The 17964-nt window shown below is 58.7% G+C and carries 16 protein-coding genes; 7 read left to right on the forward strand and 9 right to left on the reverse strand.

Annotated features, from left to right (window positions below):
• Positions 1-8: 8 nt before the first annotated feature.
• On the reverse strand, positions 9-872 hold the full coding sequence (locus SANT_RS12225; RefSeq protein ID WP_025422583.1) for a carbohydrate kinase family protein: 864 nt from the start codon (positions 870-872) through the stop codon (positions 9-11).
• A 354-nt stretch (positions 873-1226) separates the two neighbouring features.
• Positions 1227-1418, reverse strand: a complete 192-nt coding sequence (locus SANT_RS24605) for a hypothetical protein (protein WP_038668531.1) — start codon at positions 1416-1418, stop codon at positions 1227-1229.
• Positions 1419-1797: 379 nt separating this feature from the next.
• Between SANT_RS24605 and SANT_RS12235 the strand changes: the two genes are divergently transcribed.
• Positions 1798-3090, forward strand: a complete 1293-nt coding sequence (locus tag SANT_RS12235; RefSeq protein WP_025422585.1) for an oxalate decarboxylase family bicupin — start codon at positions 1798-1800, stop codon at positions 3088-3090.
• 240 nt (positions 3091-3330) lie between these two features.
• Here SANT_RS12235 and SANT_RS12240 read toward each other — a convergent pair whose 3' ends face one another.
• The 3 genes from SANT_RS12240 to SANT_RS12250 are packed head-to-tail and all read right to left on the reverse strand — an operon-like array spanning position 3331 to position 5406.
• Complete coding sequence (locus SANT_RS12240) at positions 3331-4098, reverse strand: molybdopterin-dependent oxidoreductase (RefSeq protein WP_025422586.1); 768 nt, start codon at positions 4096-4098, stop codon at positions 3331-3333.
• Complete coding sequence (locus tag SANT_RS12245; protein ID WP_038668534.1) at positions 4085-4717, reverse strand: cytochrome b/b6 domain-containing protein; 633 nt, start codon at positions 4715-4717, stop codon at positions 4085-4087. The genes SANT_RS12240 and SANT_RS12245 overlap by 14 nt, the downstream gene beginning before the upstream one ends.
• A gap of 59 nt (positions 4718-4776) precedes the next feature.
• Positions 4777-5406, reverse strand: a complete 630-nt coding sequence (locus SANT_RS12250) for a hypothetical protein (RefSeq protein WP_025422588.1) — start codon at positions 5404-5406, stop codon at positions 4777-4779.
• Between the two features lie 202 nt (positions 5407-5608).
• Between SANT_RS12250 and SANT_RS12255 the strand changes: the two genes are divergently transcribed.
• Positions 5609-6280, forward strand: a complete 672-nt coding sequence (locus SANT_RS12255) for a heavy metal response regulator transcription factor (protein ID WP_025422589.1) — start codon at positions 5609-5611, stop codon at positions 6278-6280.
• On the forward strand, positions 6277-7695 hold the full coding sequence (locus tag SANT_RS12260) for a heavy metal sensor histidine kinase (protein ID WP_025422590.1): 1419 nt from the start codon (positions 6277-6279) through the stop codon (positions 7693-7695). The genes SANT_RS12255 and SANT_RS12260 overlap by 4 nt, the downstream gene beginning before the upstream one ends.
• A 73-nt stretch (positions 7696-7768) precedes the next feature.
• On the opposite strand, the gene SANT_RS12265 is transcribed toward SANT_RS12260, so the two are convergent.
• From SANT_RS12265 to SANT_RS12280, 4 genes are all read right to left on the reverse strand, one after another.
• Positions 7769-8668: a Kdo hydroxylase family protein gene (locus tag SANT_RS12265; RefSeq protein WP_025422591.1), complete on the reverse strand. Its 900-nt coding sequence runs from the start codon at positions 8666-8668 to the stop codon at positions 7769-7771.
• A 489-nt stretch (positions 8669-9157) separates the two neighbouring features.
• Positions 9158-10246, reverse strand: a complete 1089-nt coding sequence (locus SANT_RS12270) for an ABC transporter ATP-binding protein (protein WP_025422592.1) — start codon at positions 10244-10246, stop codon at positions 9158-9160.
• Positions 10239-12008, reverse strand: a complete 1770-nt coding sequence (locus SANT_RS12275) for an ABC transporter permease (protein WP_025422593.1) — start codon at positions 12006-12008, stop codon at positions 10239-10241. The genes SANT_RS12270 and SANT_RS12275 overlap by 8 nt, the downstream gene beginning before the upstream one ends.
• Before the next feature lie 70 nt (positions 12009-12078).
• Positions 12079-13167 carry an ABC transporter substrate-binding protein gene (locus SANT_RS12280; protein WP_025422594.1) on the reverse strand — a complete coding sequence of 363 codons (1089 nt, stop codon included), beginning with the start codon at positions 13165-13167 and terminating at the stop codon, positions 12079-12081.
• Positions 13168-13433: 266 nt separating this feature from the next.
• Between SANT_RS12280 and SANT_RS12285 the strand changes: the two genes are divergently transcribed.
• From SANT_RS12285 to SANT_RS12300, 4 genes are all read left to right on the forward strand, one after another.
• Positions 13434-14375 (forward strand): alpha/beta fold hydrolase, encoded by a 942-nt coding sequence (locus tag SANT_RS12285; protein WP_025422595.1) that lies wholly within the window; start codon positions 13434-13436, stop codon positions 14373-14375.
• 112 nt (positions 14376-14487) lie between these two features.
• Positions 14488-15030 (forward strand): peptide-methionine (S)-S-oxide reductase MsrA, encoded by a 543-nt coding sequence (gene msrA / locus SANT_RS12290; protein WP_025422596.1) that lies wholly within the window; start codon positions 14488-14490, stop codon positions 15028-15030.
• Between the two features lie 462 nt (positions 15031-15492).
• The gene (locus tag SANT_RS12295) at positions 15493-16287 is read left to right on the forward strand and encodes a hypothetical protein (RefSeq protein ID WP_025422597.1); all 795 of its coding nucleotides are present in this window, start codon (positions 15493-15495) and stop codon (positions 16285-16287) included.
• A complete protein-coding gene (locus tag SANT_RS12300; RefSeq protein WP_148296282.1) occupies positions 16242-17861 on the forward strand; it encodes a hypothetical protein in 1620 nt (539 codons plus the stop codon). The genes SANT_RS12295 and SANT_RS12300 overlap by 46 nt, the downstream gene beginning before the upstream one ends.
• Positions 17862-17964: the final 103 nt, after the last annotated feature.

The raw sequence follows: 17964 nt of genomic DNA on the forward strand, positions 1-17964 counted from the left end.
ACCGCCCGTTAGCCCGCGGTCCCGGTCATCACCGGCATCCCCCCTGGGCAGGTGCAAACCCAGGCAGCCACTTTACTGGCCGCGCGATTGATTTCCGCCAGCGGCGCATGTTGTAACGCCAGCACCGTCGCCACCGCGGTGAAAGCATCGCCCGCGCCCACCGTATCGACCGTTGCCACCGACTGTCCCGGCAACGCATCGCGTTCATCGCCGCGCAGTAGCACGCTTCCGCGCTCGCCGCGGGTATAGATCAGCATGTCCAGCCGCGCCGTGCGGCGCAGATGCTGATAAAACCCGTCCGGATCGCGCGGAAGACTGAACATGTCGGCTATCAGCGGCAGCTCTTCGTCGTTCAGCTTGAGAAAATTGGCGTAGCGCAGGCAGAACGCAATCACCGCCGGCGTATAGTGGCCCTGGCGTAGATTGATATCCACCACCACTTTGCCCGCCGGCGGCAGCAGCGTCACCAGCATGTGCAGCAACCGCTGATTCGGTGGATGGCGCTGTACCAGGCTGCCGAAATACAACACATCCGCCGCGCGCACCGCAGCCACCAGCGTAACATCAGGGTGGATGACATCCCAGGCGACGGGGGAGACGATGTCATACTCGGGCACGCCCCGCGCCTTCAGCGTCACCTCAACCTTGCCGGTGGGGTAACGTGCATTGCGCTGTACATGGCAGGCGACGCCGCGCCGGGCCAGTTCAACCAGCAGGTCATCGCCGGCGGCATCGTTCCCGACCGCCGACATCAGCCGCGCCTGCGCGCCCATAAGCGTGGCATGATAGATAAAATTGCCCGCCGCGCCGCCTATCTGGCGGCCACCGGGATAACAGTCCCACAGCAACTCCCCCACCGCAATTATGTTCATAGGCTCTTCATCCGGGTTACTGACGTGATGATTACTATAGTCATCCTTGCGCCCGAGATCTGCGGAATCGCTCTCAGCAATATTATTTGACGCCGCGCACGCGTCGGGAGGGGGCCTAATACCGCCATGAGTCCGCTTAAGCTTAATGGGTCGACGCGCGCGACGAGACAGGGCGCTTTTCGCCATGAGTCCGTGTTAGCTTAATCAGTCGCCGCGCGCGACGAGAGAGGGTGCTTTTCGCCATGAGTCGGTGTTAGCTTAATCAGTCGCCGTGCGCGACGAGAGAGGGTGATCTTCGCCATGAGTCCGTTTTAGCTTAATCAGTCGCCGCGCGTGACAAGAAAGAGTCCGTTATCAGGAACCGGCGACCGGGCGCGCTTGCGTAGCCCCGTTCGGCGGACTGCCGCAAGCGACCTTTCCGGCCGGTGTCGCAGATGCCGGCGCCAACGCCAACGCCAACGCCAACGCCAACGCCAACGCCAACGCCAACGCCAACGCCAACGCCAACGCCAACGCCAACGCCAACGCCAACGCCAACGCCAACACCAGAATCTCTATCCCTACCTAGCGCGTCAAGGGTAATTGCGTTCAATGGCACGATGCCCCGCCCGTTAAAACATTTCATAACCAATAATTTTAAATTTAATCATTATTTTCAATATCTTAAACGGAGCATAAACGAGTAGCCGATTTCAGTGATCCTCTTCAACCACTTGATTAACCTTTATCGTGTCGCGCTGAATATCGGCGCAACTGACCCGTCTGGTCGCGGCCGCCGCGTAGTTCACTGCGTGCTAGGGGATAGGCTGCCGGCGCGCGGCGTTAAACCCCAAACCGCGCGGATTTCACCGGCGCGCGGCGTCAAGGCCTGCCGCGGTGAGCGCTGGCCTTGATCTTCTCTAACATGAACAAGGGAGTGTTAATGATGAGTCATCTCACGCGTCGCCGTTTTGTGTCGCTTACCTTGTCAGGCACCGTTGCCCTGGCAGCGGGCAAAGCGCATGCCCACGCCGCCCCGCTTCCAGAGCCCCGGCGCGGCGACGGTGTGGGGGGAACCGATCCCGGCCCCCGGGATCCGCTGCGCGATGCCCAAAATCCCGACCTGCTTAACCCGCCAGCCAGCGACCACGGTACGCTACCTAATCTGCGTTTCTCCTTCGCCGATGCCCACGTGCGCCAAAGCAGCGGCGGTTGGACGCGCCAAATCACCGAACGCGAACTGGGCGTGGCGAAAACCATCGCCGGCGTGGATATGCGGCTCAACGCCGGCGGCATTCGCGAGCTGCACTGGCACAAAGAGGGGGAATGGGGCTATATGCTCTACGGCCATGCGCGGGTTTGTGCGGTGGATGCCGACGGCCGCTGGTTCGTCGACGACGTCGAAACCGGCGATCTGTGGTATTTTCCTTCCGGTATACCGCACGCGATCCAGGGCACCGGCGAGGACGGCTGCGAATTCCTGCTGGCGTTCGACGACGGCGGTTTCGACGAAGAAAGCACGTTTTTGCTCAGCGACTGGTTCAAGCACATACCGCCGGAGGTGCTGGCGAAAAACTTTGGCATGTCGGCCGAGGCGTTTACCCGTCTACCCTCGCCGGAGGACGAGTACATCTTCGCCGGCACGCCGCCGGGACCGCTCGCTAAGGATCGCATCAGCGGAACGCCTTCCGTGCCCAACCCGTTTACCTATCGACTGCTTAAACAAGAACCGATCAGCCTGCCTGGCGGCAGCGTCCGCATCGTTGACGCCAGCCAGTTCAAGGTGTCCACCACGATCGCCGCGGCGCTGGTGGAGCTGGAGCCGGGCGCGCTGCGGGAGCTGCATTGGCACCCCAACAATGATGAATGGCAATATTACCTGGAAGGTGAAGGCAGAATGGGCGTGTTTGCCGCTTCGGGCCAGGCGCGGACGTTCAATTACCGGGCGGGAGACGTGGGTTATGTGCCGTTCGCCGCCGGGCATTATATTGAGAACACCGGCAACCGACCGCTGCGTTTTCTGGAGCTGTTTAAAAGCGATCACTATGCGGATATTTCGCTGAAACAGTGGCTGGCGCTGACGCCGCCCGCGCTGGTCAAGCAGCATCTTCAGATGGATGACGCGTTCATACGGGCGCTAAACAAGACCAAGACCCCCATCATTCCCGGCCAGGCGCCGGCCGTTACCGCTCCCGCCGACGGCGCAGCAGCGTCGACCTCACCGCCCGCCGCCGGCTAAATGAGCCCCCCTCGGCCCGAGGTGCGCCGACGGGCGGCCTCACCGACGGACCCAGCGGGACCCATACCACGGCGGCAATACGGTGTGCCGCGGCGTTCCCCTTGCGACCTGCGCGCTTAGCCACGCTGAAAGCCCCTTGCCGCCAGCGCGCGCGCCGCCGCCGCGCCGGCGCCTATCCTCCTCCCGCGGCCACCGTTGTCCATAACGGATCCCGGGGCCAGCCCGCCCCGCAGGCCGGCGTTAGATGCCGCTGAACCAGTTATAACCCTGATCCTCCCAGTAGCCGCCGGGATAATCGTTGGTCACCGAGATCGACACGATATGTTTGGCGTTTTTGAAACCCAATTTGGTCGGCGCGCGTAGCCGCAGCGGAAAACCGTACTCATCGGGTAAGCTTTGCCCGGCGAAATCCAGCGCCAGCGTGGTCTGCGGATGCAGCGCGGTGGCCATATCCAAACTGCTGTAATAACGATCGGCGCAGCGGAACGCCACGAAGGCGGCGCGCATATCCGCGCCAACGCGCTCAAGGAAGGTTTTGAGCGGCACGCCGCGCCAGGAACCAATGGCGCTCCAACCCTCGATGCAAATTAAACGGGTAATCTGGTCCTGCTGCGGCAGCGCCCGCAGCCTGTCCAGTGTCCAGGGGGATTTATCCGCCACACGACCAGAGACCGCGAGCCGATAATCCGCCACCTCCACCGCCGGCACATTATATTGGGAATAGAACGCGTTGAACGGGAACGGCCGCGTGATCTGATCTGGCCGATACGTTTGCGCCAGCCGCTGCCCGCTGAACAACCAGGCCTGTACGCGATCGTTGAAACGCGACATCGTCCAGAGGACTTTATCCACCTCATCGCCATCCTGTAGATTGCAGCCGGTCAACAGAGTCAGCGCGCCGAGGGACAGGCCGGAGCGCAGCAGCAAGCGGCGCTGTAGGCGGTGCAAAATTTTACGTTGCGCCGGCGCCAGGGAAGGCGGCGCCGGTTTACGGTCATTGTTCATCATGCGGTTTCCGTGAAGTGCCGGTTAACATAGGCAGCAGCGTCGAAGGCACCAAGACAACCATTCCGACATGGATTATCACGAACAGTCCCACGCCGCTCATCGCCAGGAAATGCACCCGGCGCGCGTAATCAAATCCGCCGAACAACGCCACCAGCCCGTTAAGCTGTACCGGTTTCCAAATCGACAGCCCGGATAGCACCAGCAGCGCGCCGCACAGCAACACCCCCCAATACATTGCTTTTTGCACCGCGTTATAGTGGCCGAGCCGGTGCGTCAGCCGCAGGGTGAGGGCCAGCTTGGTTTCCCGCAGCACGGCGCCTGGCGTAAGCGGCAGAAAATCGCGGCGGAAATGGCCGCTGATAACCCCCCATAGCACATACAGCACGCCGTTGGCCGCCAGCGCCCACATCACCGCCAAATGCCAGGCGATCGATCCCCCGAGCCAGCCGCCGAGGGTCATGGCCTCGGGAAAGATAAAAGGGAAAATGGGCGAGGCGTTATATATCCCCCAGCCACTCATGAACATGCCGGCCATTATCGGAACATTGAGCCAGTGCATCAGCCGAACCGGCGCGCGGTGCAACAGGGTCCGGGATGAAGAAATCGCTCGCTTTATCATGTTGCGTTCTCCCGTGATCGTGCAGGCCCGCGCCGCGCCGGGAGGCCCGGGCGGTAACGTTACATGGGCGGAACGATGCCGTTGACGCCGGCAACAATGTTTCCGGCCACCAGGTGGTTAGCGTTACTCTGCGGTGCGGGAAACAGAACGATATGGGTCCCCGGCTTGATAAGCGAGCGATCCCCCGGCGCAAGCGCCACTACCGGCACATCTTCCGGCACCACGACTTTCTTTTCGCCGTTCTGGTATTTTACGGTCATCGTGCGGCCATTGGCGTTCACCAGCGTGCCGACGGTGCCGTTGGTCATAGTGCCGGTTTTGCCGTCCGCGCCCTGCCAAGGGCGGAAACCTTCACCTGAGCCGCGCAGCGACGGATCAAAGACATGCACTTCCAGCGCTTTTAACGTGCCATCCGGCTGCGGCGCCGCCGCGGTGCCGATAAAGCTGTTAGGTTTGATGTCGTTGATGTTGCCCTGCGACACGGCCGCGACTTTGGTGTCGCCGGTCAGCTCGGCCGTCAACTTCTCCCCTCTTCTGTCGGTCAGTTGCAGCTCGTCGCCGTTGACCTGCGTCACCGTGCCGCGCAGCGGCATCACCGGTTTTTCCTGCGCACCCGCGGCGAAGACCGCCGTTGCGCCCAGCGTCAACGCCGCCACCATCAAACCTGTGAGTACTGTATGCTTAGCCATTTAACTCTCCTGTTATCCTGCTATTGGCCGCCAGGGCCATGAAGGCATCGCACGCCGCTTGCGCGACGGCTCAAGCCGAGTACCGTCTGAGTTTGGCAAAGCGATTCGGTCAGATAGATGACCAATTCATGACAATAATGTCATCAAAATGGCCGAGACGAACTGCTACAATGGATGCCGGTTGAGTGAGGGGCGGGCAGGTATGCGGATATTGATAGTAGAAGACGACGTCAGCACCGGCGCCTATTTACGTAAGGGCCTGACCGAGGCCGGTTACCGGGTGGATATCGCACCCACCGGTACCGAAGGCCTGTTTCTGGCGTTGGAATATGTTTATGACCTTATCTTGCTGGATGTCATGCTGCCGGGGCTGGACGGATGGCAGCTTATGGAGATCATTCGCAAGAAAAGCGATGTACCGGTGCTGTTTTTGACCGCCCGCGACCGGGTCGAAGATCGCATCCACGGCCTAGAGCTCGGCGCCGATGATTATCTGGTCAAACCTTTTTCGTTCACCGAACTGGTATTGCGCGTACGCACCCTGCTGCGCCGCGGCGTGGCGCGCGAAGAAACGGACTATCATCTGGCGGATCTGCATCTGGATATGTTGCGTCGGCGGGTCGAACGCCAAGAGAGCTTGATTATCCTCACCAACAAGGAATTTGCCTTATTGGCGCTGTTTGTGCGCCGGCAGGGGGAGGTCTTGTCGCGCACCCTTATCGCCTCCCAGGTATGGGACATGAATTTTGATAGCGATACCAATGTGGTGGACGTGGCCGTCAAACGCCTGCGCGCGAAAATCGACCGGCCGTTCGACGTGAAACTGATCCATACCGTGCGCGGTATCGGCTACGTCTGCGAACCGCGCTTATGAATCGCCGCCATCGCTGGTTCGCGCTATCGCTAACCCTACGTTCCGCGCTATTGTTCGCCCTGCTGGCGGCTCTGGTAGTGAGCGCCGTCGGCCTCTATCTGTATTCGGACATGGCGCGCGCGCTGCGCCAGCAGGCGGGCTATCAGACCTCCGGGCGAGTGGAGTATTTTCGCCATCTGTTGGGCGGCCGATTCCCCCTGGCGCGTTTGAGCGAGAACCCCCGCCTGTTTGAAAATATGCTGGGCAATGAAAACGACATTCTTATTTTTCAACGCCCCGGTCAGCCGCCGCTTATCAATGTGAATCCGCGCCGTTACGTACTGCCGGCGGTCACGCCGGTGGCGACCAGCGCGCCGTTGACGCTTTCGACGGTACATGACGCCGCCACCCCTGAGGGCGTGCCGATACGCTATGTCACGGCGCAGGCGGCGGTGGCCGGTCAAGGTGCGGTGACCATTACCGCCGGCCATGTGATGACCAACGAAACGCGCATGCTGGCCCGCTATCGCCAGCGCATCATTTTGGCGGTAGCCAGCGCCTTTGCGCTGTTGGCGCTGCTGGGGTATGGCGTGATGCGCCACGGTCTGGCGCCGCTGCGGCGGATGGCGGCGCAGGCGGAGGAAATTCATCCCGCGACCCTCACCACCCGGCTCTCGGAGCAGGATGCGCCTGCCGAGTTGCACCAGGTGATACGCTCGTTCAATCAAATGCTTGATCGTTTAGCGGACGGTTATCAGCGGCTGAGCCGCTTTTCCGCCGATTTGGCCCATGAGATCCGCACGCCGGTCAATGCGCTGATGGGTCATTGTCAGGTGACGCTCTATCAGCGCCGTTCGGTAGAGGATTATGAAAGCGTACTGGCACGCAATACCGAGGAGCTGGAGCGCATTTCGCTGATGGTGGAGAATATTCTCTTTCTGGCGCGCGCCGGCCAAGCGCAATCGGTGGTCAAGCCGGTGGCGCTGTCGCTGGGCGCCGAACTACAGCGCATTGCCGATTATTTCGAAGGCCTGGCGGAAGAGCGCGGCCTGACGCTGCACGCTTCAGGTAGCGGTCAGATCTGCGCCGACGCCATGCTGCTGCGGCGCGCGCTAAGCAATCTGGTGGACAACGCGATTCGCTACGCCCACGCCGGCGGTGAAATACGCTTGCGCGGCCTTCGGCAAGGGCGGGGCTGGCGGATAGATGTGGTCAATCAGGGCGAACCGGTGGCCGCCCGACATCTGGATAAATTGTTCGATCGCTTCTATCGCGCCGACGATGCGCGCACCAGCAGCGGCAACGCCAGCGGGCTGGGGCTATCTATTGTCAAAGCCATTATGATCTTGCACCAGGGGGAGGCACGCGTTCAATGCGCGCCTGACGGTGAAATTTGTTTCAGCCTGTTTTTCCCCGATCGGCCGCCCACCGGTTAACGGCCCTCTCCCTGAACGAAGACGAACCGGCGGTGGGGAGCCTTAACCGCCTTCAGGCCCTGCCCGGCCGCGCCTAGGTCAGCGCCGTGCGGGTCAGTTTTTCCAATATTTTCAGCGGCGCCCGCTCAGGATGTTTCATGCCGCTAACCGGCAGTAACAGCGTCTGTTCCAGCACAAACTGCCCGCCCATGGCGGCATGAGGCGTCTGGTCGGAAAAACAGATCCAACTGCTGCCCGCGGGAAAATCCAGCGTGACCTGGGGACCGCCCTGTTGATACACCGGGTCGCCCTTCATCGCATCGTGCATTTCCAGCATAAGATGGTCGTAATGGGTGCGGTAGCAGTGGGTCATACCAACGGCCTTTTGCAGCCAGCTGGTGAACGGCGAGAAACGCCCTAAACGCGGTAAAAATCGCTGCGCCAGCTGCTCGAACGGCTCGCCCACCCGCCACGATCGGCACTGCCCGCGGGGATTGATGTTGGTGAAAATCCGCAGGATGCGCTCGCCGCGATTGGGGCTGGAAGGAAACACATCCACGTGCAGGCGGCTGTCATCCCGACGCCAGAACGCGGTTTGCCGCCAGGCGGCGGCCGGATGCAGGCGCAGCGTATTAACCGGGCTGTGCAGCATTTGCTGGTACTCCGGCAAAACTTCCGCCACCAGACGGCAGCAGGCTAAATGATGGCGCAGCAGCAGTTGGCGAGCCAGCGGCCGTTTTTCCGCGCCTGGGACACCGCTGAGCCCGTCTTCTTGTGGACGGAAAGTGATTTGCTCCCGTTTGGGCGCCGCCGGGTCGGGCACCAGCAGCGTCAACTCATCCGGCGTCAGGGTAAACGCCAGATGCGGAAAGAACACCACCTGCCCCTGTTCCAGCGCATCCACCGCCGACACCGGCGCTTCGCCGGCGTTTCCCCAGCGCGAATGGGGTAGCGTGACCACCGCCCGCTCGCGAGTCAATCCTTTTTCAGACATGATGCATCCTTACTTCTTGTCGAAGATGATCGCTTGGCAAATACATGCCGCCACGGGTGCGGAGGAAGAGGTTGGCAGACCTGCCGGCTGGCGTTCATTCGCAGACCGTTAAATACGGTCTCTATTATAGACGGTTCACCGACCAGGAATTAAACACCACGTCAACATGGGTTCAAAGAAGAAGAGTGGAAAGTCGCGCCGCCGCCGCGCCTGCCCCGCTACGCCAGACAGAGCCTGAGATAATTAAAAACATTTAATAACAGCAAGTTGAATTATTTCCGACCCCGCCGCCGCGGGTAACCCGTCGCGGTAGGTGGCCGCGCCGCGGCCGGAAAGCGTCATGCCCGCATCGCCCTAAACGATCATGTTGCCGTCCCGTTCATCTCTGCTGCGGATCGATCCCCTACCGCGGCCCACAGCGCGTTACGCGCACCGCCCGAACCGGGAACGGTACGTTATTGACAGCGCGCCCAAACGGCCCAGGATTAACTAAGGCGCTGCAGGGGTCGACGCGGGGAAAATCCATACCTTGTCCGCCGGCAGCGTCAGGGAGCAGACACCGTCCAGTTGGCCGTCGCCGCCGTAAGCGCGCACCACGAATTGCTCGCCGGCGGTGCGAAACAGGTATTCCCAGCGATCGCCCAAAAACATTTTGGTCACCAACGGCAGCGCCAGGGTATTCTCCGCCCGCTCCTCGCCGCCTACGCGAACCTGTTCCACGCGCACAATGGCCGTCGCCGGCTGTCCGACCGCCACCCCCTCGCCCGCTTGCCCCCACAGCGTCCAATCAGCGCCGTCGATACGGGCGCGGTCGCCGCGCAACGCCGTGACATTGCCCGTCAACCGGTTATTGCTGCCCATGAATTCCGCCACAAACTGGGTCGAAGGCCGGCTATACATCGCTTCCGGCGTCCCCTGTTGCTCGATGCGGCCGTTATTCAACAGCAATATACGGTCAGAAATCGCCATCGCTTCATTTTGATCGTGAGTTACCATCAGCGCCGACAGGCCCAAAGTCACGATCAGCTCGCGCAGAAAGACCCGCGCTTCTTCGCGCAATTTTGCGTCCAGGTTGGACAAGGGTTCATCTAGCAGAATAATCGGCGGGTTGTACACCAACGCGCGGCCAATGGCGACCCGCTGCTGTTGTCCCCCCGACAATTGGTACGGGTGGCGTTGCCCCAAATGGCCCAGCCCGAGCTCTTCGAGCACTTGCTGCACGCGGGAGGCGCGCTCGGCGGCGCTAATTTTACGCAATTTCAGCGGATAAGCGACATTGTCGAACACCGTTTTATGCGGCCACAGCGCATAGGATTGGAATACCAACCCCAGATTGCGATCCTCCGCCGGCAACTCCCGTCCCGCCACGCTATCGAACAGCGTCGTGTCGCCGATGCGGATCCGCCCTTCGCTGGGCTTTTCCAGGCCGGCTACCGCGCGCAACAGCGTGGTTTTGCCGCTGCCGGAGGGGCCGAGCAACGAGACGACCTCCCCCTGTCGCAGCTGCATCGATACACCGCGCAGCACATGATTATCGCCATATTTCAAATGCAGGTTGTCTACCGAAAGTTCAATCATACATTTTCACTCCGAAACGCAGCGCGATGCCCAAGCCCAGCACCACCAGCAGAATATTGATGAACGACAGCGCGGCGACGATATCAATCGCGCCCGCCGCCCATAGCGACACCAGCATTGAGCCAATGGTTTCGGTACCCGAGGACAGCAAATAGACGCCGGTGGAATATTCGCGTTCAAAAATCAGAAACATCAGTAGCCAGGAGCCGATGAGGCCAAAGCGCGACAGCGGCACGGTCACATGGCGGGTAATTTGCCCGCGGCGGGCGCCGGCGCTGCGCGCCGCTTCCTCCAGTTCCGGGCCCACCTGTAGCAGCGTCGCGGAGATAAGCCGCAGACCGTAGGCCAGCCACACCACGGTATAGGCCAGCCACACGCTGAAAATGGTGCTGCGTAACGCGCGCAGCGCGACAATGAGGTGCTGGCGCAGATAATCGGCGAACGGCAGCGCCGATAGCACGCCGTCTTTTAGCGATCGATCCAGCCATTGAGGAAGAAATAAAAACACCCACAGAAACGCTAGCCCCGCCAGCAGGCCGGGCACCGCCCGCGGCACCAGAACGCTATAGTCGAGGAAACGCGTGGCGCCATCGGCTTTACGGTGCATCGCCAGCCCGACCGCCAGATAACAGCCCACCGCCAGCGCGCCGCCAATCACGCCGATACTCATGGAATTAATGATGGCGCGCAGTAGATTAGGCTGGCTGAAAATGGTGTGGAACGTGTTCAGCGACACATGATCCCATAGGGACACCCCCACGCCCCACTGGGAAATAAACGCCCGCAGCACTACGCCGGTAAGCGGTACCACAATGGTGACCACCAGCCACAGCGCCACGACCGCACCGGCGACCCAGCGCCATTTGCCCAGCGGCAGCGCCCGCGCCTGCGCGGTTTTGCCCTTCACCGTCACGTAGCGGTGCGCCGAGCGCATTAGCCGGCGCTGCAGCATGACCAGCGGTATGGTAATGGCGATAAGTACCACCGCCACCGCCGCCATCAAATGATAAGACGGCGTGCCGAGTTTGTTAGTCAACTGATACAAATAGGTCGCCAACACTAAATTCCCCTCGGGATCACCCAGGACCAACATCAGACCAAACACTTCCAGCCCGAGGAAAAAAAGTAACACCACCGCGTACAAAATCGCCGGGCGCACCATCGGCAAACTAATAGCGAACATGACCTGCAGCGGCGAGGCCCCCACCGTGCGCGCCGCCTCCTCCACATCGGAGCCCACGCTTCGCAGCGCCGAGGAGATATAAAGATAAGCATGCGGGACATGCGTCAGACCGGCGATAACGATGATGCTGCTCATGGCGTAGATATTCCATGGGGTAAAGCCCAGAAGCGCCTGCGCCCACAGGGAAAAGATGCCGACCGGTCCCGCCGCGACCACGTAGCCAAAGGCCAACACCATCGGCGAAACAAACACCGGCACCAAAATCAACGGTTCGATCACCCGACGGCCGGGCAAATCGGTGCGGACCATTAAAAAGGCCAGAATGCCGCCAAGCGGGATGGCGATAATCACCAGCCCGAACGCCAGCAGCAGGCCGCTTTTCAGCGCGCGCCAGAAATCCGCATCGGCAAAGATAAAGCGAAAGGCGTCCAGGCTGAATACCTTGGACGGCACGAAAAACGGCGCGGACAGAAAACTTTGGATGACGATAAACGCCAGCGGCACATAAATCACCAGCGCGGTTATTAGCACGACCAGAGCGCGCGATAGCGATGGCCCTTTTCTGCGCAAAGCGGACATAGCGTCCTCTCATCAGGCATGACGGCGTGGGCGCGCGCGACGGGCCGACGCGCGCCAGGGGAACGGTGGGCTATTTGGCGGCCGCGCGCCACTGTTTGATATGATCCAGTCGCTTATCCTGCGCTAAATACGTCAGCAGGCCGTCATCCACCGCGATGGGCCGCAGGGCCTTGCCCAACCGTTTAGTCAGCCCATCGACGTCGTTTTCGCCGTCGATATCATTGCGCAAGGAGGGAATATCGGACTGATTGGCGAGGATCGCCTGCCCTTCTTTAGACAACACATAATCCAGCCACACTTTGGCCGCGTTACCATTTTCCGCTTGATTACTGATAAACATCACCCGCGACAGGACCAGGGTATAATCATTGGGGTAAGCGATACCAAGGGACGGGTCGTCTTTGGCGCGCGTTTCGGCATAGGAGCCGAGTATATTAAAACCAATCAGGTTTTCACCGGAAGAGACGCGCTCAAGCATCGTGCCGGTGGACGACTGTACCGACAATCCCCCTTTCGCCATCCGGCCCAGATTCGCGAAATACTGCGGATCCGCCTTGCGGTCATAGACCGATAACATGAATCCCAATGCGGACTTTTCGATATCGTAGGTGGTGACTTTATTTTTGAATCGGTCCGGCTGGCTGGAAATCAACTGCGCTAGCGCTTCATGGTTGCTCGGCACTTCATCCTGTTTGATAAGACGCTTGTTGTAGACAAAAACCAGCGGTTCGTAGGTGGTGCCGTAGGCTTTTTGCTGCCATACCGCCCAGGTCGGTATGTTGCCGATTTCCGCTGACGCATAGGGCATCGCGTAATCCGAGGCCAGCTTCAGCGCGGTATCCATCGACGAGCTCCAAATGACGTCGCCGCTGGTGCCGCCGGCGGCTTGCTCGCTAATGTAGCGGTTATAAAGCTCGGTGCTGTTCATGTCGTTGTACTCCACCTTGATTTGCGGGTAGCGGGCGGCAAACCCCTTCAGCAGCGGGCCGGCGGCTTTGGTATCGGTGGTGGAGTAGATAACGAGGCGGCCTTCCTTTTCCGCCCCCGCGACGGTTTTTTGATAATCGGCGGGATAGCCGTCCGGTAGGGTTTGCGCCGCAGCGGTAGTGCTGATGAAAACGACGACACAGAGCGATGAAAAAAGGCTTTTCTTATCCATGGTCATTATTTCCATAACATTAATTGCAAGAAAAATTAACATATAGTTAAACATTATGGCGACGCAAGACGCGCGGGGGCGCTAAAACCCTAATCTGTGAGCAGGCACACCGTTTATTCCTCGCGGGAAGCGATTACGGCAAAAAGGATTGAATAGGAAACGATCATTTCCTATATTAGTCCCGGTAGCCCAATTTCCGCGGCCGGACACCGCCGCGCGGCGCGTTTGGCCATGCCTTATTGCAATCCATTACAGGAGTCTTTTTTATGTCCACCGCCTCCCCGACCGGCGTTCAGCGCGCCGTTGCCGAGCCCGCCAGCCATCCCGATGCGGCCCTGCCGGGCTTTAGCCACCATTTTGCCACGGTCAACGGCGTGCGCTGGCATTATCTGCGCGGCGGCAGGCCAGACGGCGAACCGCTAGTGTTGTTGGCGGGATTTCCGCAAAGCGGTTACGCCTGGCGTAAAATGTTGCCGCTGTTGGCGGCGCATTTCGCGCTGTGGGTGCCGGATTTGCCCGGCCAGGGCGATTCCGATCTGCCGGCGGACGGCTACGATACCCAGACCACCGCCCGCCGGCTGCATGATTTCCTACAGCAGCTCTCGGTTGGGCCGTGCTATTTGGCGGCCCATGATGTCGGCGCCTGGGTAGCGTTTCCCTATGCGCTCATGTATGGCGCGCAGGTAAAAGCGCTGGCCTTGCTCGACGCCGGTATCCCCGGCATTACCCTGCCCGACGCCCTGCCTAGCGCGCCAAGTCTGGCGTGGCGTACCTGGCATTTCGCGTTTCATGCTCTGGACGATTTGCCGGAAAGCCTTATCAGCGGCCGCGAACGATGCTATCTGACGTGGTTTTTGCGCCGCAAAGCCGCTAATCCGCAGAGTTTTAGCGAGGTCGATATTGATGAATACCTGCGCACCTTCAGCCGCCCGGGCGCGCTGCGCGCCGGCCTTGCCTGGTATCGGGCGGCGACGCTCAGCGCCGAACAGAATCGCCGCCTCTGCGCCGACGGCAAATTGACCCCGCCTTTACTGGCGATGAGCGCCGAACAGGGCTCAATGGCGGATATGGCCGCGCCGCTGCGGGCATTCGCCGATAAGGTTAGCGGCGTGATCGTTCCCCACTCGGGTCATTTTCTTCCCGAAGAGCAACCCTCGGCGGTTGCCCGGGCGTTAATCGCTTTTTTCCACGACGGCTCGGCCGGCTGAAACCTGCGCAATCGCGCGCCTGGCGGGCACGGGCTGACGAACTTTCTGCCCGCCGCGCAGGTATTTTGCTACAGTAGCATTATGCCTTCAGACAACAAGCGGGAGAAAATGTATGGCAACTGAATATGCGGTCATCGCCGGTGGCTGTTTTTGGTGTACCGAAGCGGTGTTTAAAGATGTCATCGGCGTGGAATCGGTTACAAGCGGCTACACCGGCGGTACCGTGCCCAATCCAACCTATAAACAGGTCTGCACCGGCGAAACCGGCCATGCTGAAGCCATTCGCATCGGTTACGATCCGGCCCGGTTGAGCTATGGTGAATTGCTGGACATCAGCTTCGCCACCCACGATCCGACCCAGCTTAACCGCCAGGGCAACGATGTCGGCACCCAGTATCGCTCGGCCGTGTTTTTCGCCACCCCCGAGCAAAAGCAGCAGGCCGAGGCGGCTATCCAACGCGCCCAGGCGGATTACAGCAGCCCCATCGTGACCACGCTGGAGCCGCTGGGGGAATGGTATCCGGCGGAAGACTACCATCAGGATTATTGGCAAGGGGAAGGCCAGCAGAACCGCTATTGTCTGGCGGTTATCCCGCCCAAACTGCAAAAGCTGCACAAACGCTACGCCGAGAAAAGTCAATCCCGGCAAGCATAGCCCCCGCGCCTCTTGGCGAGCGCGGCAATTAAAGCGCGACGGAAAAGGCATTGCCGCACGGCCGCCGCGCTTTTCGACTCATTTTACCCAGGCCGTGTGTCGCCTTCGTCGCGGCATTTGCGTTGACGTTAAAGTCGTGTCGTCAATAATAGATAGCCCCCCGTTTCCTCCATATTGTTTCGTTCCTAATACGCCAGGCATTATTTGCCATGCTTACTCTTAATAATAATAATGCCTTGCTAGGTTTGTCACTATTTGGCATCTAGCGCAAAAGTCAACATGTGACATTATTAAAATCGCAAGCATAATCGATTGAAGGTCCGAAAAAATAGGGGTTAAATTTGCCTCATTACCTTCAGGAGAGAGGCCAGCGATGGCGTTTATTTCACGGTTTAACATCTTTTCATCTGGATATTAGCAGAGTAAAAGCGACTACTATAAATACCACAAGGAGTCAGTGAAATGGATAAACAATCTTCATGTTCAGGGAACTATATTTCCCTTGGCGCAGAAACATCTGCGGGAATAACCTTGACTTGCGCAGAGGGCATTGCGCCACAACAGAATTATCACCTTGAATGGCGCTCAACATGGCGGGATAGAAAAATCTATAGCGCGGTAGCAAGTTTAGAGGAAGGCAATGCGCCAACGACGCAGATCTTTTTGATCATTAAAAATGACCAAAGCTTTGTCGCTATCCTACCGCCTCGTAACTGTATTATTACCTGCGATTCGGCGGGCATACAAAAGCGCATTACTTGGTCTGCGCTTTCTTGCACTGAGGGAGTGCCGGTTGAACGGTCAGCGCCACCCTCTGCGCTGCCGGTACGCGCTCTCACCACGCTCCCGTCGCCCGGCCCGACCCTGGACTATGATTATGATTACGATGATGAAGGCGATATCATTATCGATGTCCTCGCCGGATTTTCAACATTGTCCGCAAGAGAAATTGGCGACCACGAGGCCTTCGCCTTGGCGCAGATAGAAACCGTCAATCAGGCATTACGCAACACACGGGTTGAAGGTGTAAAACTGCGCCTGGTGGCGACCGCTATTATTGAGACAGATCTGCCAATAACGGGTGACACCCTTTCTAAATTGGAAACATTATTCCAGGACAGCATAGCGGCTTATCATCCCGATCTCATTACGGCTTTCTTTGTTGGAGATGAAAGAAAAGTCGGGGGCTTAGCTTATACTCTGGACAGACGATGCTTAATCGGCTGGTTTCTTCGTGCGCCTTCCGGCATGAAATAGGCCACAACGTCGGCGGTGGTCATTATGCTCCCCTTGACGCGCAAGACGACGCCGACGGCTGGGGACCGACCTGTTTGTGCGGCAATACCCTGGGTTATTACTCTAATCCAGAATGTTTTGATAACGCCGGAGCACCTCTAGGTCATCCACAAAAAGCGAATATGGCCAGACATTGGCGTAAGATGGCGCCGATCATTTCGTCTTATGCGCCAGCCATTATTCCTATTGGTCAGGAAAAAAGTGAGGAAATCGCGCATGCTTCGGTCAATTTGAACGGAGATAATCATTATTTTTCGTTGATCGAAATCGATGTCCCTGTCAATAGCAAACGTATGGTCATCAGTGCGGTGTCCGGGCCACGTACCGAGGAAAAAGCGAAGATTACGCTGTTTCTAACCTACGCTCGACAATCATCCCGTGACGATTACGATTATCGCAGTCGTACCGAATGGAATACTTTTCTGGGGGTCAAATATCCACCGGCGGGCAAATGGTTTTTGGCGGTTGATTCTGGGCAAGTCGCACTTGAAGATATTATCGTTCGCGTCCTTGCCTTCTCTGATGAAAATCCTCTGCCACAATCGATTTTGCACAATCCCTCAGTGGAGACCGGAGATCTTGAGGGTTGGACGGTCGATAAAGGTGAATTCAGAGTGGTTAGCATCCAAGATGATATTCACCCCGCAGAGGGAGATTATTTTTTTACCGCGCGATTGGCGGGTGATTTTACCGATGGTATTGACCAGATGAGCCAGCGGGTATACTTGGATAAATTTGCTCTACGGCAAGGTTATTACACCGCCACCCTTAAGTTCAAATCCAATGGGTGGGGAGACGGCGATTATGGCGTTGTTACATTGCATGCAATGGACTGCAGGGGGAAAACCCTCGACAGTCAGCACATTAGAACCTTGGGTAAGCATAAAATCTGGTTAGATAATACCGTATCGTTGGCACTGCCTGTCGACACCCATTCCTTATTGCTTGAAGTTCAAGCCGTACGGGTCACGGGGGCGACTTCCGATGTGCATTTCGATGATTTTCGGCTGACTATCGATCAAAATTTACCCACGCAGCTGCAAAATCCTTCGGCAGAAACGGGCAATCTCACGGGATGGAGACTGCAAAAGGGGGAATTTCGCGTCGTAGAAGAGCAAGATGGGATATTGCCGCTCACCGGGAAATATTTTATCACCGCGCGATTAAGGGGCACGTTTGCCGATGACCATGATCAAATGAGCCAGGAAATTGCGGTGGCACCCAGCGTTGACCTCAACCAGGATGTTATTGCCCGGCTACAATTTGCATCGAACGGCTTTGGCGACGGTGACTACGGCATGGTGAGGCTAATTGCCAAAAATCACCATGGACATTCCCTTACCAGCAAGCTTATTACGACCAAAGGCACCAAGCAACGCTGGCTGGACTATGTCATCGCGCTGCCTCTCACCCCTGACACGGCTTCGCTGGTGCTGGAGGTCAATGCGTTTAGAATTTCAGGATCTACCTCTGACGTTCATTTTAGCGACTTTACGCTGGCTTTCATCTCGTCAACGCTCACTCTCGGCGACTAATGGCCCCTAACGCCTACAGCCATGGCGTGTTGACCAACTCCCTCTGGGCACGCCTGCCGCCAAGCCATGCTCTTAAAGCCTCGACCGAGGCTTTATTAGTTTG

The sequence above is a fragment of the Sodalis praecaptivus genome (assembly GCF_000517425.1).
GTDB lineage: Bacteria > Pseudomonadota > Gammaproteobacteria > Enterobacterales > Enterobacteriaceae > Sodalis_A > Sodalis_A praecaptivus.